Origin of the sequence: Aeromonas sp. 604282, from assembly GCF_049170575.1 — a bacterium.
Classification (GTDB): Bacteria; Pseudomonadota; Gammaproteobacteria; order Enterobacterales; family Aeromonadaceae; genus Aeromonas; species Aeromonas veronii_A.
On the sequence record NZ_JAAKMV010000012.1, the window covers coordinates 64,330 to 88,336 of the forward strand.

The 24,007-nt window shown below is 58.7% G+C and carries 19 protein-coding genes; 11 read left to right on the top strand and 8 right to left on the bottom strand.

The window, feature by feature from the left end:
- Nucleotides 1-123: 123 nt before the first annotated feature.
- The gene (locus tag G5367_RS14585; protein WP_421244514.1) at nt 124-2,379 is read right to left on the bottom strand and encodes a patatin-like phospholipase family protein; all 2,256 of its coding nucleotides are present in this window, start codon (nt 2,377-2,379) and stop codon (nt 124-126) included.
- A 235-nt stretch (nt 2,380-2,614) separates the two neighbouring features.
- On the opposite strand from G5367_RS14585, the gene G5367_RS14590 reads away from it, so the two are divergent.
- Together G5367_RS14590 and G5367_RS14595 are read left to right on the top strand one after the other, a co-directional pair.
- A complete protein-coding gene (locus G5367_RS14590; RefSeq protein WP_421244515.1) occupies nt 2,615-4,525 on the top strand; it encodes a methyl-accepting chemotaxis protein in 1,911 nt (636 codons plus the stop codon).
- Between the two features lie 143 nt (nt 4,526-4,668).
- On the top strand, nt 4,669-4,851 hold the full coding sequence (locus G5367_RS14595) for a hypothetical protein (RefSeq protein ID WP_005341657.1): 183 nt from the start codon (nt 4,669-4,671) through the stop codon (nt 4,849-4,851).
- Nucleotides 4,852-4,918: 67 nt separating this feature from the next.
- Here the strand turns inward: G5367_RS14595 and lpdA are convergent, their stop codons facing one another.
- The 5 genes from lpdA to ampD all read right to left on the bottom strand — a co-directional run bounded on the left by lpdA (nt 4,919) and on the right by ampD (nt 12,862).
- On the bottom strand, nt 4,919-6,346 hold the full coding sequence (gene lpdA, locus G5367_RS14600; protein WP_005336123.1) for a dihydrolipoyl dehydrogenase: 1,428 nt from the start codon (nt 6,344-6,346) through the stop codon (nt 4,919-4,921).
- Nucleotides 6,347-6,494: 148 nt separating this feature from the next.
- Nucleotides 6,495-8,384 carry a pyruvate dehydrogenase complex dihydrolipoyllysine-residue acetyltransferase gene (aceF, locus tag G5367_RS14605; protein WP_204419767.1) on the bottom strand — a complete coding sequence of 630 codons (1,890 nt, stop codon included), beginning with the start codon at nt 8,382-8,384 and terminating at the stop codon, nt 6,495-6,497.
- Nucleotides 8,385-8,503: 119 nt separating this feature from the next.
- Nucleotides 8,504-11,164 carry a pyruvate dehydrogenase (acetyl-transferring), homodimeric type gene (aceE, locus tag G5367_RS14610; RefSeq protein ID WP_335843623.1) on the bottom strand — a complete coding sequence of 887 codons (2,661 nt, stop codon included), beginning with the start codon at nt 11,162-11,164 and terminating at the stop codon, nt 8,504-8,506.
- Nucleotides 11,165-11,243: 79 nt separating this feature from the next.
- A complete protein-coding gene (gene pdhR / locus G5367_RS14615) occupies nt 11,244-12,008 on the bottom strand; it encodes a pyruvate dehydrogenase complex transcriptional repressor PdhR (protein ID WP_005341670.1) in 765 nt (254 codons plus the stop codon).
- 278 nt (nt 12,009-12,286) lie between these two features.
- Nucleotides 12,287-12,862, bottom strand: coding sequence for a 1,6-anhydro-N-acetylmuramyl-L-alanine amidase AmpD (ampD, locus tag G5367_RS14620; RefSeq protein ID WP_337073394.1), 576 nt, complete (start codon nt 12,860-12,862; stop codon nt 12,287-12,289).
- A gap of 130 nt (nt 12,863-12,992) precedes the next feature.
- Here ampD and G5367_RS14625 point away from each other — a divergent pair, with 130 nt between their 5' ends.
- From G5367_RS14625 to yacG, 9 genes are all read left to right on the top strand, one after another.
- Nucleotides 12,993-13,463, top strand: coding sequence for a retropepsin-like aspartic protease family protein (locus G5367_RS14625; protein ID WP_064339262.1), 471 nt, complete (start codon nt 12,993-12,995; stop codon nt 13,461-13,463).
- Nucleotides 13,464-13,466: 3 nt separating this feature from the next.
- Entirely contained in the window at nt 13,467-14,330 is an 864-nt protein-coding gene (nadC, locus tag G5367_RS14630) for a carboxylating nicotinate-nucleotide diphosphorylase (RefSeq protein WP_421244516.1), read from the top strand.
- A 314-nt stretch (nt 14,331-14,644) separates the two neighbouring features.
- Nucleotides 14,645-15,103 (top strand): pilin, encoded by a 459-nt coding sequence (locus tag G5367_RS14635; RefSeq protein WP_421244517.1) that lies wholly within the window; start codon nt 14,645-14,647, stop codon nt 15,101-15,103.
- Nucleotides 15,094-16,809, top strand: a complete 1,716-nt coding sequence (gene tapB, locus G5367_RS14640) for a PilB family type IVa pilus assembly ATPase TapB (RefSeq protein ID WP_421244534.1) — start codon at nt 15,094-15,096, stop codon at nt 16,807-16,809. The genes G5367_RS14635 and tapB overlap by 10 nt, the downstream gene beginning before the upstream one ends.
- A 129-nt stretch (nt 16,810-16,938) precedes the next feature.
- Nucleotides 16,939-18,180, top strand: a complete 1,242-nt coding sequence (locus G5367_RS14645; RefSeq protein ID WP_337073396.1) for a type II secretion system F family protein — start codon at nt 16,939-16,941, stop codon at nt 18,178-18,180.
- Nucleotides 18,181-18,241: 61 nt separating this feature from the next.
- The gene (locus tag G5367_RS14650) at nt 18,242-19,114 is read left to right on the top strand and encodes a prepilin peptidase (RefSeq protein WP_421244518.1); all 873 of its coding nucleotides are present in this window, start codon (nt 18,242-18,244) and stop codon (nt 19,112-19,114) included.
- Between the two features lie 13 nt (nt 19,115-19,127).
- Nucleotides 19,128-19,742: a dephospho-CoA kinase gene (gene coaE / locus G5367_RS14655; protein ID WP_421212466.1), complete on the top strand. Its 615-nt coding sequence runs from the start codon at nt 19,128-19,130 to the stop codon at nt 19,740-19,742.
- A 37-nt stretch (nt 19,743-19,779) separates the two neighbouring features.
- Nucleotides 19,780-20,502, top strand: a complete 723-nt coding sequence (gene zapD / locus G5367_RS14660) for a cell division protein ZapD (protein ID WP_005336141.1) — start codon at nt 19,780-19,782, stop codon at nt 20,500-20,502.
- A gap of 9 nt (nt 20,503-20,511) precedes the next feature.
- A complete protein-coding gene (gene yacG / locus G5367_RS14665; protein WP_005336142.1) occupies nt 20,512-20,706 on the top strand; it encodes a DNA gyrase inhibitor YacG in 195 nt (64 codons plus the stop codon).
- Nucleotides 20,707-20,783: 77 nt separating this feature from the next.
- On the opposite strand, the gene mutT is transcribed toward yacG, so the two are convergent.
- Both mutT and secA read right to left on the bottom strand, forming a co-directional pair.
- Nucleotides 20,784-21,188, bottom strand: coding sequence for an 8-oxo-dGTP diphosphatase MutT (mutT, locus tag G5367_RS14670; protein ID WP_005341686.1), 405 nt, complete (start codon nt 21,186-21,188; stop codon nt 20,784-20,786).
- A 74-nt stretch (nt 21,189-21,262) separates the two neighbouring features.
- Nucleotides 21,263-23,983, bottom strand: a complete 2,721-nt coding sequence (gene secA, locus G5367_RS14675) for a preprotein translocase subunit SecA (protein WP_337073398.1) — start codon at nt 23,981-23,983, stop codon at nt 21,263-21,265.
- Nucleotides 23,984-24,007: the final 24 nt, after the last annotated feature.

The window sequence follows — 24,007 nt, forward strand, 5'->3', positions numbered from 1 at the left end:
ATTAAAATCCAAACCCTGCTCACTTATTCACCACAAAATCATAACCAATTAAACATAATGACTTTTTTTGAAAATTAATTGACCACCGCCAACCAGAGTTAACAAATTGGCATCAATTCGGCATTATTCGAACGTACTACCCAATTGCAGATAGAACATGTTATTCCCCCCTTCCGCCATACCGTAGCCGAGGAACACAGGCCCCAGGAAACTCTCCACTCCCACGTAGACTGAGCCGGCAGTGAAGGAGCTCTCCAGACTGATATCCTCCCCCTTGTTCCAGACCCCGCCCTGCTCCAGCGATCCACCCAGATAGAGCGGCATCTTGAGGGCACCGAAGTCGTTGTCCGCTACCCGATAGATGTAACGCAGGCCACCAAACAGGCTGTAACGACCGCTCAGCTGGTAGCGCTGGAAACCGGACATGCGGAACAACCCGCCCAGATCCTGCACGAACAGTGGATACTCCTCCTGAGAAGTGGACCCGCCCCCTTCCAGCAGCAGGTTGAGGCTATGTCTTTCCCAAGACCAAGGCTTAATCATCGACAGGTGGTAGTTGATCCCTTCATGGAGCTCATTGCCCCCCTCCTTGTCATTCAGCCGGACGGAGGTATACCCCCCCTTGATGTCCCAGTAGGCTCCCTGATAGGGGAAGTAACGGCTATCCAGAGTATCGTGCTCGAATCGGGCATAGGGTCCCCAGGCTGTGGCATCCCCCTGCAGCTCCTTGACGTTTTTGATCTCGATACTGCCCGTCCGCCCTTCCAATCCCATCGACAAGCGACTCCAGGGCTGACGGTTCCAGCCCACCGCCAGATCGGCGCTGAAGAAGGAGTACTCGGCATCAAGATAGGTGAAGGATGGCTCTTCCGGATCCGGATTGAACAGACTTCTCAGAGTCTGGTCATAGGCCAGACTCGCCTCGCCATAGAAAGTCTGGGAGGGCTCGAGCGGGGTATAGAAGTCGGTCTTGATATGCTTGGCCGTCCCCAACGACGCCTCGGTCAGCCACTCGGCCCCCCACTCGTTGACGTTGGTAAGGGTATAGGACATGCCGACGTTATAGTTGGAGGTGTTCTGGAAATCGTCGGAGAAGCCGAACTGGAAGTTGAGGTAACCCGGCCCCCAGTTCTTCTCGCTGGCATCCACTACCAGCACGTTCTCCCCATCACGCTCCTCCACTTCATAGGTGATGCGATCGAATGACTCCAGCGCATAGAGGCGGCGAATGCCAGCCTCCAGACTCTCGTTGGTCTGGATCTTGTCAGGCCGAACATCCAGCATGGCGCGCACCGTCTCGTCAGAGAGGCGCGACTTGTTGATGATCTCCACCTTGTCGATGAAATAAGCGGGCTGGCCACTACGTTCGGCACGTCGGCTCAGCTTCTGGTTGCGATAGGCGTTGTACTGCGTCTTGGTGAGTGACAACTTATCGAGTTGCAGCGACGCCTTGTCCGCCGCCGCCTCACCCATCTTGATCCCCTCCCGCATCCGGGCAAAGTCGGCAATCCCAATATCGCCAAATTCGGGGGCAATCAGTATGTCTTTGGGTCCCATCAGTGCCTTCTGCTTGTCAGTCCCCACCTGGGTCATATAGGTGGTAAGCTGATCGATCATGGCGAGACCTGACTTCAAGGACTCCCGGGTACGCAGCTTGGCACCGATATCCACCGCGATCACCACGTCGGCCCCCATCGCCTTGGCGACATCCACCGGCATGTTGTTGACGCTGCCGCCGTCCGCCAGGATGTGCCCTTCCCACTCCACCGGCTTGAGAGCACCGGGAATGGACATGGAGGCCTGCATCGCCTTGGCCAGGCTGCCGTGATCCAGCACGAAGGGTGTCACCGTCTCCATATCGGTCGCCATGGCGCGGTAGGGGATGGGCAGATCATCGAAACTCGCCTGCACCGGCAGGTTGGAAGTGGCTGCCCTCAGCAGGCTGGCCATGGATTGGCCCTGGAAGAAACCGTCCGGCAGCTGGGTGGTGTCGCCATTCACCCCGATGTCAGTGCGCAGTTGGTACTGCTCGTTCTGCTGCTTTTTACGCAGCGACAGCTCGTCGCGGCCAACCTTGTCCTGATACCCCTTGTTCCAGTCGATGGCTAAAGTAGTGCGCTCCACCTCCTCGGCACTGAGCCCCATGGCGTACATCCCCGCCACATAAGAGCCCATGCTGGTACCGACTATGATATCGACCGGGATCCGTTTCTGCTCCAGTACCTTGAGGATGCCGATATGGGCAGACCCCTTGGCACCACCGCCACTGAGCACCACTGCAATTTTCGGGCGCTCTCCCTGTGCCGCCGCAGCCAACAGCGGGCAGACCGCCAGCATCACCAAAAGCAGACGGGTCCATCCCGCACCTAAGCTGCGCATCATATTTTCCATATTATTCAGAGGGTCAGTCACCAAGGATGGCCTCTACTATAAGGGGCCGGGCAGTTAGCGCAACCGTCAATCCACATCCCGCGTGTGCAGCATGCCGGAGGGGGGCGCCGTCGCCCCTGTGAGCGCAAACGTAATCCGAAAATAAAGGCATCCCCGGACTCATGAGTGGCAGAGTACGGCCGCTAATATGAGGGTCGTCAACCTCAACCTTTTGAGCACCTTTATGCTGGCAACCCTCACTCTCAAACAGAAAATAGTGGCGACGGTCACTCTGGCCGTGGTCGTCTCCTGCCTGCTGGTAGGCTACTTCAGCCAACGCTCGGCCCAGCAACTGATCGAAACCCGGATGTTCGAGCAGGAGCTGCCCAACCTGACCCAGCGGATCAGCAAGGAGATAGAACAGGATCTCCACGGCATCGCCCAGGCCGCACGCCAACTGGCCACCGACCGTTTCATCCTCGACTGGGTGGATCGGGGCATGCCCAAAGAGCAGGAGTCAATCCTCATCAACCAACTCAAGGATGTAGCCAACCAGTATGGTCTGGTGACTGCCTCTTTCGCCGATCGCCAAACCGCCGCCTACTACAACCAGGATGGCTTTCTGCGCAACCTGACCACCGCACAGGACGCCTGGTTCTATGACTACACCAAGAGCCAGAAGGAGATGACCCTCAGCATCTTCCGCGAGAGCAACGGCGAGGTGAAGCTGTTCGTCAACTTCCAGCAACTCAACGGGCGCGGGTTGGCCGGCTTTGCCAAATCCCTCGACACCATGGTGACCATGGTCGCCAACTTCCGGCTGGAAGAGAGTGGCATCGTCTTTATGGTCGATGGCAGTGGCAAGGTGAAGCTTCATCCCGAGGCCAACCGCATCGAGCGTGACACCCTTGGCAGCATTGCCAGCGGCGATACCGGCAGCCTGCTGGCCAAACGCCCCTTTGCCGTCATCAACGCCGAAGTGAATGGTGAGCCCATGGTACTGGCCAGCAGCTATATCCCGCTGCTCGACTGGTATCTGGTGGCCCAGGTGCCAGCAGCCGAGATCTATGCCGAACTGGATCAGACCCGCAACGAGATCCTGATGATCTCGCTGGTCATCGCGCTGGCCATGGGGCTGATGGGGATGCTGCTGTCCGGCTCGGTCAGCCGTCCGCTCAATGAGCTGGCCCGCCTGTTCAAGGAGCTGGGTAGCGGCGATGGGGATCTCACCCAGCGCCTCAAGGTGGAGGGGCGTGACGAGTTGAGTCAGGTCGCCACCGGCTTCAACAACTTCGTCGCCAAGATCCACGGCTCCATCGAGCAGGTGGCGGAGAACTCTCGCCAACTCGCGGCCACTGCCAATGAAGTGGCAACCAAGGCCCAACTGACCCAGCACAACTGTACCGCCCAGCGCGACCGTACCGTGCAGGTGGCCACCGCCATCCACGAAATGGGCGCTACGGTGAGCGAGATCGCCGGTAACGCTTCGCTGGCAGCAGAAGTAGCCAGACAGGCCAACGATCAGGCCGATGCAGGGGCGGTCGTGGTGGCACAGGCACGCCACGGCATCGTCGGCCTCTCCGGCGAGATTGAGCAGGTGGCCGGGGTTATCGAGTCGCTGGCGAGCCAGACCGACTCCATCGGCAGCATCCTCGAAACAATCCGCAGCATCTCGGAGCAGACCAACCTGCTGGCACTGAACGCCGCCATCGAGGCCGCACGGGCCGGTGAACAGGGTCGCGGTTTCGCCGTGGTGGCAGATGAGGTGCGCAATCTGGCCAACCGCTCCGCCGCCTCGACCGCCGAGATCCAGGGGATGATCAACCGCTTGCAGGAGCAGAGTGCCCGCGCCGTCAGCGCCATGGCACAGGGGCGCAACCAGAGTCTGGAGGTAGTGAGCCAGGCCGATGAGGCCAACGCCGCCCTCGGCCAGATCACCGCCCACATCACCCAGATCAACGACATGAATATCCAGGTCGCCACCGCCACCGAGGAACAATCCAGCGTAGTGGGCGAGATCAACCGTAACGTAGAGGACATCAACCAGCTCACCATGGAGACCGCCGACATTGCCCACCAGCTGACCGAGTCCAGCCGCAGCCTGCAGCAGCTCTCCGGTCAACTCGACAAGCTGGTCGGCAACTTCCGTCTGTAGTCTGCATCCCACTTATGAAGACTCACCAGAGGGCGCTGCGGCGCCCTCTGTCATAGCCACGGCAAACGGTGACGCACGGCCATTCAACCGCCGTTATGCGGCTCTCGAAATGCCTCATAATCAGGGAAATATGAGGAGGAGTTATGGGCAAGCTGATCGTAATGATATTGCTGGGGGGAGTGCTCAGCGCCTGCAGCAGCGGGCCGGTACGAGTACACGGCGCCGACGTGAGCGTGGATGATACCCGGATCCGGGTCAGCGACGGCAGTGGTGGCGGTTATGGCACCTTCTGCCCGCCCGGTCAGGCCAAGAAGGGGCGCTGCTAAACCACCTGCAGACGCTAAAAAACAAAAAGCCGCTCGATTGAGCGGCTTTTTTACAGGCAGAAGCGAATTACTTCTTCTTCTTGGCCTTGGCGTTCGGCAGATCGGTGATGGAGCCTTCGAACACTTCGGCAGCCAGACCCACGGACTCGTGCAGAGTCGGGTGAGCGTGGATGGTCAGCGCGATATCTTCGGCGTCCGCCCCCATCTCGATGGCCAGACCGATTTCACCCAGCAATTCACCACCGTTGGTACCCACGATGGCACCACCGATGACGCGGCCGCTCTCCTTGTCGAAGATCAGCTTGGTCATACCGTCGGAACAGTCGGACGCGATGGCGCGACCGGAAGCAGCCCACGGGAAGGTGGCGACTTCGAAGTTCAGGCCCTGTTGCTTGGCTTCCTTCTCGGTCAGACCAACCCATGCCATCTCTGGCTCGGTGTAGGCGATGGACGGGATCACTTTCGGGTCGAAGTAGTGCTTCTTGCCGGCGATGACTTCGGCGGCAACGTGACCTTCGTGAACACCTTTGTGTGCCAGCATCGGCTGACCCACGATGTCACCAATGGCGTGGATGTGCGCCACGTTGGTACGCAGCTGCTTGTCCACCTCGATGAAACCACGCTCAGTCACGGCAACGCCTGCCTTCTCGGCATCCAGCATCTTGCCGTTCGGCACACGACCTACGGCAACCAGCACGTTGTCGTAGCGAACCGGCTCGGCCGGAGCGTGCTTGCCTTCATAGGAGACGTACAGGCCGTCTTCGCGCGCTTCAACTGCGGTGACCTTGGTCTCCAGCATGATGTTGAATTTCTTGGCGACGCGCTTGGTATAGATCTTGACGATGTCTTTGTCGGCAGCCGGAACCAGCTGGTCGGCAAATTCCACCACGTCGATCTCGGAACCCAGAGAGGAGTAAACGGTCCCCATCTCCAGACCGATGATGCCGCCACCGATAACCAGCAGTTTGCCGGGAACGGTTTTCAGCTCCAGCGCATCGGTAGAGTCCCATACGCGGGGGTCATCGTGGGGGATGAACGGCAGCTTCACCGGACGAGAACCGGCCGCGATGATGGCGTTGTCGAAGGTCACGGTAGTCTTGCCGTCGGCACCTTCCACTTCAAGGGTGTTCGGGCCGGTAAATTTACCCAAGCCGTTAACCACCTGAACTTTACGCATCTTGGCCATGCCAGCCAGACCGCCGGTCAGCTGGTTGATAACCTTCTCTTTCCACAGACGGATCTTGTCGATGTCGGTCTGCGGTGCACCGAAGACGATGCCGTGCTCGGCCAGCGCCTTGGCTTCTTCAATCACTTTGGCTACATGCAGCAGGGCCTTGGAGGGAATGCAACCCACGTTCAGGCAGACGCCACCCAGGGTGGAGTAACGCTCGACGATAATAGTATCCAGACCCAGATCGGCTGCACGGAAAGCAGCGGAATAACCGGCAGGGCCAGCACCCAGTACTACGACCTGGGTTTTGATTTCTTTACTCATCATGACCTCTTTGTCGTTCTTATATCCCCGGACAGCGCAGTCTTATACCGAAACGGGTGGCTGCAGCCGTGAAAAAAACGGGGCAAGTTTACGATCATGTTAATGAAATGAGAAGTAAAAAGGGCAGGCTCTGGGCCCGCCCTCTCACTTACAGGACCAGTCGACGAATGTCGGACAGCACGCCGTTCATGGTGGTGATGAAGCGAGCCCCATCGGCACCATCGATCACGCGGTGGTCGTAGCTCAGAGCCAGCGGCAGCATCAAGCGCGGCGCGAACTCTTTGCCGTTCCACTTCGGCTTCATCTCGGACTTGGAAACACCGAGGATGGCCACTTCCGGCGCGTTGACGATCGGGGTAAAGCTGGTACCGCCGATGCCACCCAGGCTGGAGATGGTGAAGCAACCGCCCTGCATGTCGGCAGCGGTCAGCTTGCCGGCACGGGCCTTCTTGGAGATCTCGGCCAGATCGCGAGACAGCTCCATGATGCCCTTCTTGTTAACATCGCGCACCACGGGCACAACCAGACCGTTGGGGGTATCCACCGCCACACCGATGTGGATGTACTTCTTCATGATCAGCTTGCTGCCATCTTCGGACAGGGAGCTGCAGAAGCGCGGGTGAGCTTCCAGCGCCTTGGCGGCGGCTTTCAGGATGAACACCAGCGGGGTGATCTTCACGTCAGCCTTCTGCTTCTCGAGCATCGCGTTCTGCTCTTTGCGGAACGCTTCCAGCTCGGTGGTATCGGCTTCGTCGAACTGGGTGACATGAGGGATCATGACCCAGTTGCGGTGCAGGTTCGGACCGGAGATCTTCTGGATGCGGGTCAGCTCGACCTCTTCCACATCACCGAACTTGCTGAAGTCTACCTTCGGCCACGGCAGTACGCCCAGACCGTTGCCACCGGCTACGCCGGCAGAGGCAGGAGCGGACTCGGCACGCTTGATGGCATCCTTCACGTAGGCTTGTACGTCTTCTTTGACGATGCGGCCCTTGCGACCGGAGGCTTTCACCTTGGCCAAGTTGACGCCAAACTCGCGCGCCAGACGGCGTACTGCCGGGGAGGCGTGTACATAGGCATCGTTGGCAACGAAATCGGTCGCAGCGGCAGCAGCCTGGGCAACCGGAGCCGGAGCAGCGGCAACAGGGGCTGCAGCGACCGGAGCGGCAGCTTGAGCAACCGGCGCGGCAGCAGGAGCAGCGCCAGCTACTTCGAAGACCATGATCAGGGAACCGGTGGAGACCTTGTCACCCGCCTTCACCTTGATCTCTTTGACCACACCGGCGAACGGAGCAGGCACTTCCATGGAGGCCTTGTCACCTTCCACGGCGATCAGGGACTGATCGGCTTCAACCTTGTCACCCACGGCAACCATGATCTCGGTGACTTCCACCTCATCGCCACCGATATCCGGTACGTTGACCTCTTTGGCAGCAGCGGCAACCGGGGCAGCAGCCACGGGCGCGGCAGCTTGGGCCGGAGCAGCAACGGCAGCAGGCGCAGCGCCAGCCACTTCAAATACCATCACCAGAGAGCCGGTAGAGACCTTGGCACCAGCGGCAACCTTGATCTCGACCACGCGACCGGCAAACGGCGCTGGCACTTCCATGGAGGCCTTGTCACCTTCCACGGCAATGATGGACTGGTCGGCTTCAACCATGTCGCCCACGGCAACCATGATCTCGGTCACGTCCACTTCGTCGTCACCGATGTCCGGCACGTGCACATCTTTGCGCACGGCAGCGGCAGGAGCGGCGGCCGGAGCAGCGGCAGCCGGTGCAGCCACTTCAGCAGGGGCGGCAGCGCCTTCGGCTTCGAAGATCATGATCTGGGAACCGGTGGCAACCTTGTCGCCTACCTTGATCAGGATCTCTTTAACGATACCGGCAGACGGGGCCGGTACTTCCATGGAGGCCTTGTCGCCTTCTACCGCGATGATGGACTGGTCCAGCTCGACCTTGTCACCCACGGCCACCATGATCTCGGTGACTTCAACTTCATCGGCGCCGATATCCGGCACCATAATCTGTTTGGACATTGTGCTTTATCCTCTTGCGTCGATCCGCGTGACTGGCTGATGCCGCCACGCACATCTCGCGTTAACCGTTTTAAATCCTGGCAGGGTCACGCCGCATGACGGCGCGACCCTTGATCCACTTACGCGTACAGCGGGTTGACCTTGTCGGCATCGATGCCGTACTTGGCGATGGCGTCGGCCACAACCTGCTTGTCTACCTCGCCGCGCTTGGCCAGTTCGGTCAGAGCAGCAACCACCACGTAGAACTCGTTCACTTCGAAGTGACGACGCAGGTTGGCACGGCTGTCGGAACGGCCGTAGCCGTCGGTACCCAGCACGCGGTAGTTCTCGGTCGGAACGAAGGCGCGAACCTGATCGGCGAAGGACTTCATGTAGTCGGTCGCAGCGATGGTGGCTTCGGAACCCAGTACCTGAGCGATGTAGGGAACACGCGCTTCAGAGGTCGGGTGCAGCATGTTCCAGCGATCCGCGTCCTGACCGTCACGGGCCAGCTCGTTGAAGGAGGTGACGCTGAACACATCGGAACCGATGCCGTACTCGCTGGCCAGGATCTGGGCAGCCTTGCGCACGTGCCCCAGGATGGAACCACAACCCAGCAGCTGAACTTTCGCCTTGGCACCGGCGACGGATTCCAGCTTGTAGATACCCTTGCGGATGCCTTCCTCGGCGCCTTCCGGCATGGCCGGCATGGCGTAGTTCTCGTTCAGGGTGGTGATGTAGTAGAACACGTTCTCCGGGTTCTCACCGTACATGCGGCGCAGGCCGTCCTGTACTATCACCGCCACTTCATAGGCATAGGACGGGTCGTAGGAGATGCAGTTCGGGATGGTGTTCGCCAGGATGTGGCTGTGACCATCTTCGTGCTGCAGACCTTCGCCGTTCAGGGTAGTACGACCGGAGGTTGCACCCAGCAGGAAGCCACGGGCTTGCTGGTCACCGGCTGCCCACGCCATGTCGCCGATCCGCTGGAAGCCGAACATGGAGTAGTAGATGTAGAACGGGATCATCGGGCAATCGTTGGTGCTGTAAGAGGTCGCAGCAGCCAGCCAGGAGGACATGGCGCCCAGCTCATTGATACCGTCTTGCAGAACCTGACCCTGCTTGTCTTCCTTGTAGTAGGAGACGATGTCGCGGTCTTGCGGGGTGTACTGCTGACCGTGCGGGCTGTAGATACCGATCTGGCGGAACAGACCTTCCATACCGAAGGTACGGGCTTCGTCAGCGAGGATCGGAACGATGCGCTTGCCGATGGACTTGTCTTTCAGCATCACGTTCAGGGAACGCACGAACGCCATGGTGGTGGAGATTTCGCGCGCTTGCTCGCCCAACAGCGGGCCGAAGGCATCCAGCGCCGGGATTTCCAGCTTGGTGGTGCTTTCGCGCAGACGGGTCGGCAGATAGCCTTTCAGGGCTGCACGACGAGCATGCAGGTACTTGTGCTCTTCACTGCCCTCTTCGATCTTCAGGTACGGCAGATCGGCCAGCTGCTCGTCGGCCACCGGCAGGTTGAAGCGGTCACGCAGGTGACGCACGGAGTCCAGCTCCATCTTCTTGACCTGGTGAGCGATGTTCTTGCCTTCAGCCGCTTCACCCATGCCGTAACCCTTGATGGTCTTGGCCAGAATAACGGTCGGCTTGCCCTTGGTCTGGGTCGCCTTGTTGAATGCGGCGAACAGTTTGCGAGGATCGTGACCACCGCGGTTCAGAGCGAAGATCTCCTCGTCGGTCATGTCTTTGACCAGCGCGGCAGTTTCCGGATAACGGTTGAAGAAGTGCTCGCGGATGTAGCCACCGTCGCGGGACTTCATGGTCTGGTAGTCACCGTCCACGGTCTCGTTCATCAGCTGGATTAGCTTGCCGGAAGTGTCTTTCTTCAGCAGCTCATCCCACTTGCGACCCCAGATCACCTTGGTCACGTCCCAACCGGCGCCAGCGAACAGGCCTTCCAGCTCGTTGATGACCTTGCCGTTACCGACAACCGGACCATCCAGACGCTGCAGGTTGCAGTTAACCACAAATACCAGGTTGTCGAGCTTTTCACGCACGGCAACGGTCAGGGCACCTTTGGCTTCCGGCTCGTCCATCTCGCCGTCACCTAGGAAGGCGTAAACGGTCTGCTCGGAGCAATCCTTGATGCCACGGTCGGTCAGGTACTTCAGGAAACGAGCCTGATAGATGGCGGCGATAGGGCCCAGACCCATGGAGACGGTCGGGAACTGCCAGAAGTCCGGCATCAGTTTCGGGTGCGGATAGGAAGGGATACCCTTGCCGTCCACTTCCTGACGGAAGTTGTCCAGCTGCTCTTCGGTCAGACGACCTTCAGCGAAGGCGCGAGCATAGATGCCCGGGGAGATGTGACCCTGGAAGTAAACCAGATCGCCACCATCCTTCTCGTTACGAGCACGGAAGAAGTGGTTGAAGCAGACATCATAGATGGTCGCAGAAGAAGCGAAGGAAGACATGTGACCACCCAGGTCCAGGTCTTTCTTGGAGGCGCGCAGCACGATCATCATGGCGTTCCAGCGGATGATGGCGCGAATGCGGCGTTCCATCTCCAGGTCACCCGGATAGTCCGGCTCATCGCTGGACGGGATGGTGTTGATGTAATCGCGATTTGCCTTGGCAGCCACGTCCACACCGCTTGCGCGGGCTTTCTCGGCCAACTGTTCAAGGATGAACTGAGCGCGTTGCGGACCCTCTTCACGCAGCAGGGATTCCAGAGAGGCAAGCCACTCCAGCGTTTCTATCGGGTCCACATCGTTCTTCAGGATATCAGACATGGCTGGTTCCTATGTTGTTGTGATTGCACGGCATTGCACGGCGAAGGGCGCAAGCATTCGACAATAAAGCCTTGTGGGATTAGTTTTCCTGCTGACGGATCCGACGCATGGATCGCTGGATCCGGCTGTCTTCCCTCTGCATATCCAACAAGGTGTCCTCGATAAAGGCCAGATGCTCATGACAAGCTGTTCTGGCCCGCTCCGGAGCCCCCGAAAGAATAGCCTCGATCAGATTCGCGCGATGGCGACGTATCTTGGCTACCACTCCCGGGCGGCGATTCAAAATCTCGTTATTCTGCAGAATGTTCTGCTCGAGCATGGGGCTCATGGCCCGCAGCAGGTGCAGCAGCACCACGTTGTGGGACGCCTCGGCCACCGCCAGATAAAACTGGGTGACGGCTGCCGATTCGGCCACCAGCGAGCCCGACTGGCCCGCCTCTTCGATGGTGATTTGTACCTGACGAATGCGCTCGAAATCAGACCCGGTTCCCCGCAAGGCGGCGTAGTAGGCACAGATGCCCTCCAGCGCGTGGCGAAACTCCAGCAGGTCATACCGGGCTTCCGGGTGAGTACTGAGCAGTTCGAACAGAGGATCGGCCATCCCCTTGCTCAGGGCATTCTGCACATAAGTGCCGCCGCCCTGACGGCGATAAAGCAACCCGCGCGCTTCCAGCCGCTGGATGGCTTCGCGCAGGGAGGGGCGCGATACCTGAAACTGGATGGCGAGTTCCCGCTCGGGAGGCAATTTCTGCCCCGGCTGCAGGCTGCCTTCCAGAATCATCTGTTCCAGCTCGGCGACAATGGAGTCGGCCAACTTGGGTTGCGTAATCTTGCGATAGGGCATGAGGCTACTTTGTTAAATTGGTATTACCAATTTCATGGATGGGGCGAAAATTAGCAGAGGCCTTTTGAAAAGTCCACTCAAAAGATGATCTGAGTCAAGAATCACCCCCACCACTTAAGGGGTAAAGCAGAGGAAACATGATTTAGCTCATAGAAAATGGTCTGACCAATATTCTTGACCACGCTCACAAATAACATATGTGCAACCAGAGGCAAAAATGGCCTGCCAGATCGGCAAGCCATTGATTTTAAAATCCAAACTAAATTTGAATATTTACTTTAGCTGTTTAGTAGTTGCCAGTAGTAATCCCACTGAAAACTGGCACCGGGATCCGTCTTGCGCCCTGGCGCTATGTCGCAATGACCGACAATTTTTTCGCGGGTAATCGCCGGATAGCGTTCTGAAATGGCTCGAGTGAGCCCGGCCAGTGCCCGATATTGAGCCTCGGTGTAGGGGGTCTCGTCGGTCCCTTCCAGCTCGATGCCGATGGAGAAGTCATTGCATGCCTCCCTCCCCTGCCAGCTCGAGATACCAGCATGCCAGGCGCGCGCGCCGAACGGCACATACTGCACCAGCTCGCCATCACGGCGGATCAGGCAGTGGGCCGAGACCCGCAACTGATGGATACCGGCAAAATAGGGGTGAGCATCGGGGTCGAGCCGCCCCATAAAAAGATCGTCGATAAAGGGGCCACCAAACTCCCCCGGCGGCAGGCTGATGCCATGCACCACCAGCAGGGAGATATCGTCCGGCACGGCCCGCTCGTTGTGATGGGGAGAAGGCACCCGGCGCGCCTGCTGGCACCAGCCCGCGGCATCGATAGAGAAACAAGGTTGCGAAGGGAGTTGAGTCATCGGCTACTCGAGTTGGCTGATAAATGGCGACAAAACGAAGATACCTGATAGGCAACCCGGCACCAACTCACTGAATCAACGGGAAATGGTATGTTAGGCTGAGTCATCTTCCGCTCGATATGGATGGGGTATGCAGCACACGGCACGCTGGATGTGGTTACTGGCCTGGCTCTCTTTGATGGGCCTGCTGACCCTCTATTTTCACACCCGCAACCAACCGAGCGTGACCGCCAGCGGCGAGCTGTTGCTGCGCGCCGACCAGAGCGGCCACTATCGTCTGGAGGGTGCCATCAACGGTCAGCCGGTGCAACTGCTGCTCGATACCGGCGCTACACGCATCACCATCCCGCAACAGGTTGCCGAGCGCCTCGGCCTGACAGCTTATGGCAGCAGCCAGGTCAATACCGCTGCGGGGCAGATCCGGGTCGGCAACGGCACCATCGAAACGCTGGCGATGGGGCCATTGACCTTGTACGATCTAGCCATCTTTATCAATCCGGCGGCAGACGGTGACGAAGTGCTGGTTGGCATGAACGCCCTCGGTCGGCTGGAGCTGGTTCAAAAGGAGCGGCAACTGCTGCTCAGACCCTTGCAGGAATAAGGCATGTTTCAACAGGATGTCAGCCGCGCCGTGCGCGCCGCACTACTCGAAGATCTGGGCGATGCCCTCACCACGCTGGACCAACCGGACGCCAGTGCCGATATCACCGCCCAGCTGATCCCGGCCGACCGGATGGCCAGCGCCCGGGTCATCACCCGTGAGGCCGGTGTGTTCTGCGGCCAGCCCTGGGTGGATGAAGTGTTCGTACAACTCGGCGGCGACGTGAAGGTGGAGTGGAAGGTGCAGGATGGGGAAGTGCTCTCCCCCAATCAGGAGCTGTTCCGCCTCCACGGCCCTGCCCGCCGGCTGCTGACCGGCGAGCGCAATGCGCTGAACTTTGTCCAGACCCTCTCAGGCGTCGCCACCCTCACCGCTCGCTATGTGGCAGAGCTGGAGGGTACCGACTGCCGCCTGCTCGACACCCGCAAAACCATCCCCGGGCTGCGCACCGCCCAGAAGTACGCGGTCACCTGTGGCGGCGGCAAGAATCACCGCATCGGCCTCTACGACGCCTATCTCATCAAAGAGAACCATATCCTCACCTGTGGCGGCATCGCCGAGGCAATTAGCGAGGCTCGTCGGCTCAATCCGGGCAAACCGGTGGAGGTGGAAGTGGAATCACTGGCAGAACTGGAACAGGCACTGGCGGCCAATGCCGATATTGTGATGCTCGACAATTTCGACGTGGCCATGATGCGGGAAGCAGTCGCCATTAATCAGGGGCGCGCCAAGCTGGAAGTTTCCGGTAATGTGACGCTGGACACCCTGGCCGAGTTCGCTGCCACCGGCGTCGATTTTATCTCGGTCGGGGCGCTCACCAAGCATGTGCGGGCGCTCGATCTCTCCATGCGTTTTATCCAGCAGTGAGCCAAATTACCGGGACCTGAGCAAATACTCGACCGAACCGGACAAACAACTTGCAAAAGGCGCCATGGGCGCCTTTTCTTTATGCAGGATCCCTCGGCAAAGGAGTGTTAAGACGGACCCGATTCCGGCAATATAAAGAGTCATAGGAGGCCACTTCTTTTATGACACGCATCAAGTTTTTGCTAAATGAAAGAAGTGTGATTAACAAAATAGACAATCTCTGTTGCCACCCCTGACAGCTCGGATAAGATACTGACGTGCAGATGATTTTCCACCGGCACTTCCCAGGAACCAAGGATAAAAGGATATTTTTCATGAACAGTAAAATGAAGAAACAATCAGGCTTTACCCTTATTGAATTGATGATCGTGGTCGCGATCGTGGCCATCTTGGCCGCCGTCGCGCTGCCGGCGTATCAGAACTACACCAAAAAGGCCAAGATGACTGAGTTAGTTGCTGCAACTGGCGCAGCCAAAACAGCCGTTGAAGTATGTGTACAAACAAATGGTGTTGCAGCTTGTGAAGCTGGGGTTGCAGCAGGAATTCCTGGTGCCTCGGCATCACCAGCAGTGTCCACTGGTGTTGAAGTAACGGGCTCAGGCGGTGGAACTTCAACCACATACACTTTAACTGCTACGGTCAAAGACGACACTCTTTCTCCTCTTCCTTCAGGTGATGCCTATCAATTAGAAGGTACTGTAGCAACTGATGGTAAGGTCACGTGGGAGTCTTCATGTACTGGGGCATCTAATGTTGGCGACTACTGCCCATAATGACATCTAGCCCTAATAGCGGCCTGGCGTTAAGCCTGGCCGCCTCTTCACTGATCAGTGAAGAGGAGTCCCAGCGCTATCTAAGCCAGGCGAAGGCCCAGCGTAAACCTTTTGTCACCTTTCTGATAGAAAACGACATCCTCGACAGCAAGGCGCTCGCCGATTTTTGCGAGCTGGAGTATGGGGTACCTCTGCTGGATCTTGCCGCCTTCGATTTGGCCGAGATCCCGCAGAAGTACCTCAATCAGAAGCTGATTGAGAAACACCACGTGCTGCCCATCTACACCCAGGGCCACACTCTCTATATCGCCATGTCGGATCCGACCAATGTCTCGGCCCTGGAGGACTTTGGCTTCAGTTTCGGCCTTCATACCGAAGCGCTGCTGGTGGAGGAGAACAAGCTTACCGCCGCCATCGGCAAGCTGCTGGAGAGCGAAAACGACGCCCTCGGCATGGAGGATATCGACGAAGCAGAGATTTCGGATCTCGAAGTCTCCGACGAGAACAGTCGACTGGACGAGAGCGTCAATACCGCCGATGACGACGCCCCCATCGTCAAGTACATCAACAAGATCCTGATGGATGCCATCAAGCGCGGCGCCTCCGACCTGCACTTCGAGCCTTACGAGTTCAAGTATCGGGTGCGCTTTCGCATCGATGGCATTCTGCACGAAATCGCCACCCCGCCGGTCAATCTGGCCAACCGCTTCTCTGCCCGCCTCAAGGTGATGGCGCGGCTCGATATCGCCGAGCGGCGGCTGCCGCAGGATGGCCGCATCAAATTGAAGCTGTCGCGCAACAAGTCGATGGATATGCGGGTTAATACCCTGCCCACCATGTGGGGGGAGAAGATCGTTATCCGTCTGCTCGACTCCTCGGCGGCCCGCCTCAATATCGAGCAGCTCGGCTTCGACGACCGCCAGAAGGCGCAGTACCTGCGTGCCCTCTCGAAACCACAGGGGATGATCCTGGTGACCGGCCCCACCGGCTCGGGCAAAACGGTCTCGCTCTATACCGGCCTCAATATTCTCAACACCACCGAGGTGAATATCTCCACCGCTGAAGATCCGGTGGAGATCAACCTGCCGGGCGTCAACCAGGTGCAGGTCAACCCCAAGGCGGGGCTCACCTTCGCCAGCGCACTGCGCTCCTTCTTGCGGCAAGACCCGGATGTGGTGATGGTGGGGGAGATACGGGATCTCGAAACCGCCGAGATCGCCATCAAGGCTGCGCAAACTGGCCACCTGGTGCTCTCAACCCTGCACACCAACTCGGCAGCCGAAACCCTGACCCGGATGATGAATATGGGGGTGCCCGCCTTCAATATCGCCTCTTCGGTCACCCTGATCATGGCCCAACGGCTGGCACGTAAACTGTGCGACCACTGCAAGGCGCCGGAGGTGGTGCCGGAAGCAGAGCTGCTGGAGCTGGGTTTTACCCCGCAGCAACTGGCAGCTGGCTTGCGGCTGTTCAAACCTGTGGGGTGCAAGGAGTGTTCGGGCGGCTATAAGGGACGGGTCGGCATCTACGAGATCATGCTAATGTCGGAGAATATCGCCAAATTGATCATGCAAGGCGCCAACTCCCTGCAAATTGCGGCAATAGCTCAGAAAGAGGGAATGCGCACCCTGCGTACTTCGGGACTGGAGAAGGCACGCCTCGGTGTCACCAGCCTGGCAGAGGTCAACAGGGTCACCACCAATTAAAACTCGCCAAGATGCGAGCAAGATGATTTACCAGCAAACGACCAGATGGTGCCAAGCCGTTTGAGGATATTTATCAGGTCAGATGGTTCAGGGACTCCCTGACCATCCGCCCAATTGCAGGATGCAAAGATGGCAACCCTAACGAAAAAGAACAATACCCCCAAAAAAGTCTTCGCCTACCGCTGGCACGGGGTTAATCGCAAGGGGCAGAAGGTCTCTGGCGAGCTGCAGGCTGACAGCATCAATACCGTCAAGGCGGAGCTGCGCAAGCAGGGGGTCAACGTCACCAAGGTGGCCAAAAAATCCCAAGGGCTCTTCTCCAAGGGTGGCGCCAAGATCAAGCCGATGGATATCGCCATCGTTTCCCGCCAGATCACTACCATGCTCTCCGCCGGCGTACCACTGGTACAGAGTCTGCAGATCATCGCCCGCAGCCACGAGAAAGCTGCCATGCGCGAACTGATGGGGGAGATTGCCGCAGATGTCGAAACCGGCACCCCCATGTCGGAGGCGTTGCGCCGCCACCCCCGCTATTTTGACGATCTCTACTGCGATCTGGTGGAGGCGGGAGAACAATCCGGTGCGCTGGAGACCATCTACGACCGTATCGCCACCTATCGGGAAAAGTCGGAAGCGCTCAAGTCGAAGATCAAGAAGGCAATGTTCTATCCCACCATGGTTATTCTGGTGGCCATCGTGGTGACTTCCATCCTGCTGCTGTTCGTCATCCCCCAGTTCGAGGATATCTTCAAGAGCTTCGGCGCCGAGCTGCCGGTGTTCACCCAGTTTGTCATCGGCATCTCACGCTTTATGCAGAACTGGTGGTATGTCTTCTTTGGCGGAGCTGCACTCGCCATCTTCCTCTATGTACGCGCCTGGCGCGCCTCCCAGAAGGTAAGGGACAATACCGACAAGTTTGTACTTACCATCCCGGTGGTCGGGATGATCCTGCACAAGGCGGCCATGGCTCGCTTTGCCCGTACACTCTCAACCACCTTCTCGGCCGGCATTCCACTGGTCGATGCACTCATCTCGGCGGCCGGCGCTTCAGGCAACTATGTCTATCGCACCGCAGTAATGGCCATTCGCAACGAGGTAGTGGCAGGTATGCAGATCAACGTGGCGATGCGCACCGTCGATCTCTTTCCCGACATGGTGATCCAGATGGTGATGATCGGCGAGGAGTCCGGCGCCATCGATGATATGCTCTCCAAGGTTGCCACCATCTTCGAGCAGGAGGTGGACGACCTGGTCGATGGCCTCACCAGCTTGTTGGAACCCCTCATCATGGTGGTGCTGGGGGTGCTGGTCGGCGGCATGGTTATCGCCATGTACTTGCCCATCTTCAAACTTGGCGACGTGGTGGGCTGATTCATCAGGGCATGGCGCCACAGCCATGCCATTCCCCTCATTTAATAACTGACGGTTGGTTATGACACTTCTTCTCGAGCTGGCTCACGGCTTGCCTTGGCTCTATTTCTCGCTGGTTTTTATCTTTTCCCTGATGATCGGCAGTTTCCTCAACGTGGTGATCCACCGCTTGCCCATCATGCTGGAGCGGGAGTGGCAGGCCGAGTATCGCAGCTACTTTTCCCCCGATGAGGAGGCCACTGCGCCAGAGCGCTACAACCTGATGGTCCCCCGCTCCGCATGCCCTCACTGTGACCACGCCATCACTGCGCTGGAAAACATCCCGCTGTTGAGCTGGCTCTGGCTCAAGGGGCGTTGTCGCGACTGTCAGGCCCCCATCTCGGCCCGCTATCCGCTGGTGGAGCTGCTGACCGCCCTGCTCTCGATTGCTGTTGCCATGGTGATTACACCGGGCTGGGGCACGCTGGCCGCCCTGCTGCTGACCTGGGTACTGGTCGCCCTCACCTTTATCGATCTCGACAAGATGTTGTTGCCAGACCAGCTCACCCTGCCCCTGCTGTGGAGCGGGCTGCTGTTCAATCTGGCAGGTGGCTTCGTCCCCTTGGCTGATGCAGTGATTGGCGCCATGGCGGGCTATCTGGTGCTCTGGAGCCTCTACTGGGCTTTCAAGCTGCTCACCGGCAAGGAGGGGATGGGATATGGCGACTTCAAGCTGCTGGCGGCGCTGGGCGCCTGGCTCGGCTGGCAGGCGCTGCCCATAATTCTGCTGCTCTCATCCCTGGTCGGCGCCGTGATCGGCATCAGTCTGATCGCTTTGCACAAACACCATCAGAGTAAGCCCATCCCCTTCGGCCCCTACCTCGCCATCGCGGGCTGGATTGCCCTGCTGTGGGGCGATACCATCACCAACTGGTATCTCTCTACCCTGCTTTGAGCAAGAGGCTCCCATGTATGTAGTTGCTATCACTGGTGGTATCGGCAGCGGCAAGACCACCATCGCCAATCAGTTTGCCGAGCTGGGTATCGAGGTGGTGGATGCCGATGTGATCGCCCGCGAGGTCGTTGAGCCGGGCACCCAGGCTCTTGCCGCCATCGCCGACCATTTTGGCCCGGATGTGATTGAGCCGAGCGGTCAACTCGACCGCCGCACCCTGCGCGAACGGGTCTTCAGCGACCCGCAAGCCAAGACCTGGCTCAACGCCTTGCTCCATCCACTCATTCGCAGCGAGATGCAGCGCCAATGTGCTGCTGCCCGCTCACCTTACTGCCTGCTGGTGGTGCCGCTGCTGGTGGAGAACAAACTCACCGGCCTCGCCGACCGGGTGCTGGTGATCGATGTGGACGAAGCCACCCAGATTGAGCGAACCTGCCGTCGGGATGGCGTCAGCACCGAGCAGGCCAAAGCCATCATCGCTGCTCAGGCGAGCCGGACAGAACGGCTAGCTGTGGCGGATGATGTCATCGAAAACCACAATGACAGCGAAATGGCGATTAAAACGCGGATTTTGGCACTGCACGAGACATATCTGGCAATTGCCTCTCAACAAGCCCGCCAAGTGTGAGTACACTAGGCCGGTTTATGGCTGGCCAGGATTAGGCATGATTTACGATTTCCCCCTCAATGAAAAAAGCCGGACCTACCTGCGTCTGGAGTCCCTATTTTCCCAGATCCGCGACAATCTGGAGAGTGAACAATCCTGGGCACATATCGCCTTCTTCAAGGGGCTGTTCGATCTGCAGGAGTTGCTGGAGCGTGGTGACCTGCGCGCCGACCTCATCAAGGATCTGGAGCGTCTCGGCCAGCGTCTGAGCCACTGGGCCAGCCTGCCCGACGTCGATCTGGAGCAGATCAAACTGATGCAGCAAGAGAGCAGCCAGCTCTCCCGCAACCTGCTCAATTCACCACGCCCGGGTGCCCGCCTGAAAGAGGATCGTCTGCTCGGATCCATCCGCCAGCGTTTCTCCATCCCGGGTGGCCTGTGTGCCTTCGATGTGCCGCAGCTGCACCACTGGCTCGGAACCCCGGCCATCACCCGTCACCAGCAGATGCAGGGCTGGCTGAGCGATATCAACCTGCTGATGAATGCCATCACACTGCTGCTGCGCCTGTGGCGCGAATCAGGCAGCTTCAGTGAGCAGGTTGCGAGCAACGGTTTCTTCCAGGACACCGCCGAGAGCGCCGAGCTGATCCGCATCAAGCTGCCGGGCAATCTGTTCTGCTACCCGACCCTGAGCGGCCACAAGAACCGCTTCGCCCTGCGCTTTCTGCCCACCGCAGAACAGCCGATTGGCGACGTGCCGTTCCAGCTCGCCTGCTGCTAAGGAGGGCTTATGGTCACCAAGGTAAAGTGTCCAACCTGCCAGAGCGAAGTGGAGTGGGGCCCGCAGAGTCCGTTCCGCCCCTTCTGCAGCAAGCGCTGCCAGCTGATCGATCTCGGCGAATGGGCCGATGAAGAGAAGCGCATTCCCGGCGAAATCAACCCGGACCTGCTGCCGGAGCCGGAAGAGGGTGACCAGTGGCTATAAGCCTGCGGCCACTCGCCTCTGTAAAATGAAAAAAGGGCCAATTGGCCCTTTTTTCATACTTGTTGATTACTACCGGCTCACGCCAGCAGGCCTTGAAGCCGCGCGACAATCGGACCGTTGGCATCGGGAAAGTGGTAGTTGTGCAGCTCAGCCACCGGCACCCATAGACACTCCTGCCCCTCCTTGCCGAACGGATCGCCGCTGAAACGGGTCACCTTCCAGATATCCAGCAACACCTGCTTCTCGGGGTAGTCGTGCTGCAGCTCCATAAAAGGGGCACAATCCTGCACCCGGATGCCGATCTCTTCCCACAGCTCCCGATCCAGTGCGGTGAGCAGATCCTCACCGGACTCTACCTTGCCACCGGGAAACTCCCAGCGATCACCCTGATGGCGATCGGAGGAGCGTCTGGCGATGAAGATATCGCCCCGTTCATTCTCGATGACGCCAACCGCCACCCAGATCCGTTTTTTCTGTTCCATCAATTACCTCTGTTCGCTTGTTGCCACCAATAACAAGGCGGGCACTTGGCCCGCCTGTTATGGCATAGCGTCGATCAGGTCAACTGACCGTGGCAATGCTTGTACTTCTTGCCGGAGCCGCACGGGCAGGGATCGTTGCGGCCAACCTTCTGCTCGTCGCGTACGAAAGTGGTGTGGCCCTCTTCGCCTGCGGTCTGTTCATCGGCCAGCTGGTTCTCGGCAGCGGCGTGGGTGTAGGTACGGGGAGCGGCTTCCGCCTGCTGGCGCTGCTGCTCTTCCATCGCTTCCACATCACGCTCCTGCACCTGAACACGGCTCAGAATGCTGACCACGTCGCGTTTGAGGGTTTCCAGCATCTGGGTAAACAGATCGAAGGATTCACGCTTGTACTCCTGCTTGGGGTTCTTCTGGGCGTAGCCGCGCAGATGGATGCCCTGACGCAGGTGATCCATGGCCGCCAGATGCTCTTTCCACAAACCATCCAGAGTTTGCAGCATCACCGCCTTCTCGAAGTTGCGCAGCACCTCTTTGCCAACCAGCTCCTCCTTGTGGGCATAGAGCTTGGTAGCTTCGTCCAGAATGCGCTCGCGCAGCTTCTCTTCGTAAAGCTTGTCATCTTCCGCCAGCCACTGCTGCAACGGCAGATCCAGCGCGAAATCGGCCTTCAGGCGCGCTTCCAGACCCGGTACATCCCACATCTCTTCCAGAGACTGGGGCGGGATATACTCATCGATCACGCTGCCGTAGACATCATCACGGATAACGTGGATGGTCTCGGAGATGTCGTTGGTATCCAGCAGCTCGTTACGCTGCTCGTAGACCACCTTGCGCTGGTCGTTGGCAACGTCATCAAACTCCAGCAAGCTCTTGCGGATGTCGAAGTTGCGACCTTCCACCTTGCGCTGGGCATTTTCGATCGCCTTGGTGACCCAGGGGTGTTCGATGGCTTCGCCCTCTTCCATGCCCAGCTTCTTCATCATGCCGGTGACGCGATCAGAGGCGAAGATCCGCATCAGGGTATCTTCCATGGAGAGGTAAAAGCGGGAGGAACCCGGGTCACCCTGACGACCGGAACGGCCGCGCAGCTGGTTGTCGATACGACGGGATTCGTGACGCTCGGTACCGATAATGTGCAGACCACCGGCGGCCAGCACGGCATCGTGGCGCACCTGCCAGGCCGCTTTCAGCTCGGCAATCTGCTCCTCGGTCGGGTTCTCCAGCTTGGCGATCTCTGCCTGCCAGTTGCCGCCCAACACGATATCGGTACCACGACCGGCCATGTTGGTGGCGATGGTGACAGCACCAGTCTGGCCTGCCTGGGCAACGATCTCCGCCTCCATGGCGTGGAACTTGGCGTTCAGTACCTGATGCGGGATCTTCTCCTTGGTCAGGATGCCGGAGAGCAGCTCTGAGTTTTCGATGGAGACGGTACCCACCAGCACCGGCTGGCCGCGCTCCACACACTCGCGAATATCCTTGACGATGGCAGCATACTTCTCATTGGCGGTCAGGTAGACCAGATCGCCCATGTCCTTGCGCACCATCGGCTTGTTGGTCGGGATAACCACGGTATCCAGGCCATAAATCTGTTGGAATTCAAAGGCTTCGGTATCTGCAGTACCGGTCATCCCCGCCAGCTTGTTGTAGAGACGGAAGTAGTTCTGGAAGGTGATAGATGCCAGCGTCTGGTTCTCGTTCTGGATCTTCACCCCTTCCTTTGCTTCAACGGCCTGATGCAGACCATCGGACCAGCGACGACCCGGCATGGTACGACCGGTGTGCTCATCGACGATGACGATCTCGTCCTTCTGGACGATGTAGTCCACATTGCGCTCGAACAGGGTATGAGCACGCAGACCGGCGTTGACGTGGTGCAGCAGGCTGATGTTTGAGGCGGAGAACAGGGAGTCGTTCTCGTCCAGCAGCCCCTCTTTCTTGAGCAGCTCTTCCACGAAGATCTGGCCGTTTTCGGTCAGCAGGGCCTGACGGTTCTTCTCGTCCACCGTGTAGTGACCGTCACCGGTGTACTCTTCGGTGTCTTCCTTGTCCTGCTTGACCAGCAGCGGGATCAGCTTGTTGACGCGAATATAGAGCTCTGAGCTGTCTTCGGCCGGGCCGGAGATGATGAGCGGAGTACGGGCTTCATCGATAAGCACCGAGTCAACCTCGTCCACCAGCGCGTAGTTAAGCGGGCGCTGTACGCGCTGCTCCGGCGAGAACGCCATGTTGTCACGCAGGTAGTCGAAACCGAATTCGTTGTTGGTACCGTAGGTGATATCGGCAGCGTAGGCGTCACGCTTCTGGGACGCATCCATGCCGGGCACGTTGCACGCAACGGTCATGCCGAGGAAAGCAAACAGCGGACGGTTAGCTTCCGCATCACGCTTGGCCAAGTAGTCGTTCACGGTCACCACGTGCACGCCACGACCGCTCAGGGCATTCAGGTAGGCCGGCAGGGTCGCGGTCAGGGTCTTACCTTCACCTGTCTTCATTTCTGCAATGCGGTTGGAGTTCAGCACCATACCGCCGATCAGCTGTACGTCGAAGTGACGCATGCCGAACACCCGCTTGGAGGCTTCACGCACAGTCGCGAACGCTTCCGGCAGCAACTGCTCCAGAGTCTCGCCCTGCTCGATACGCTGACGGTATTCAGCCGTTTTGGCCTGCAACTCGGAATCGGAGAGAGCCTCGAACTGCGGCTCCATGGCATTGATCTGTTTTACAATTTTGCGCAAAGCCTTGAGCGTTCTGTCGTTCCGGCTGCCGATAATCTTGGTAAGCAGTGTGCTAATCATGGGTACCAACTATTTCTGGTTATA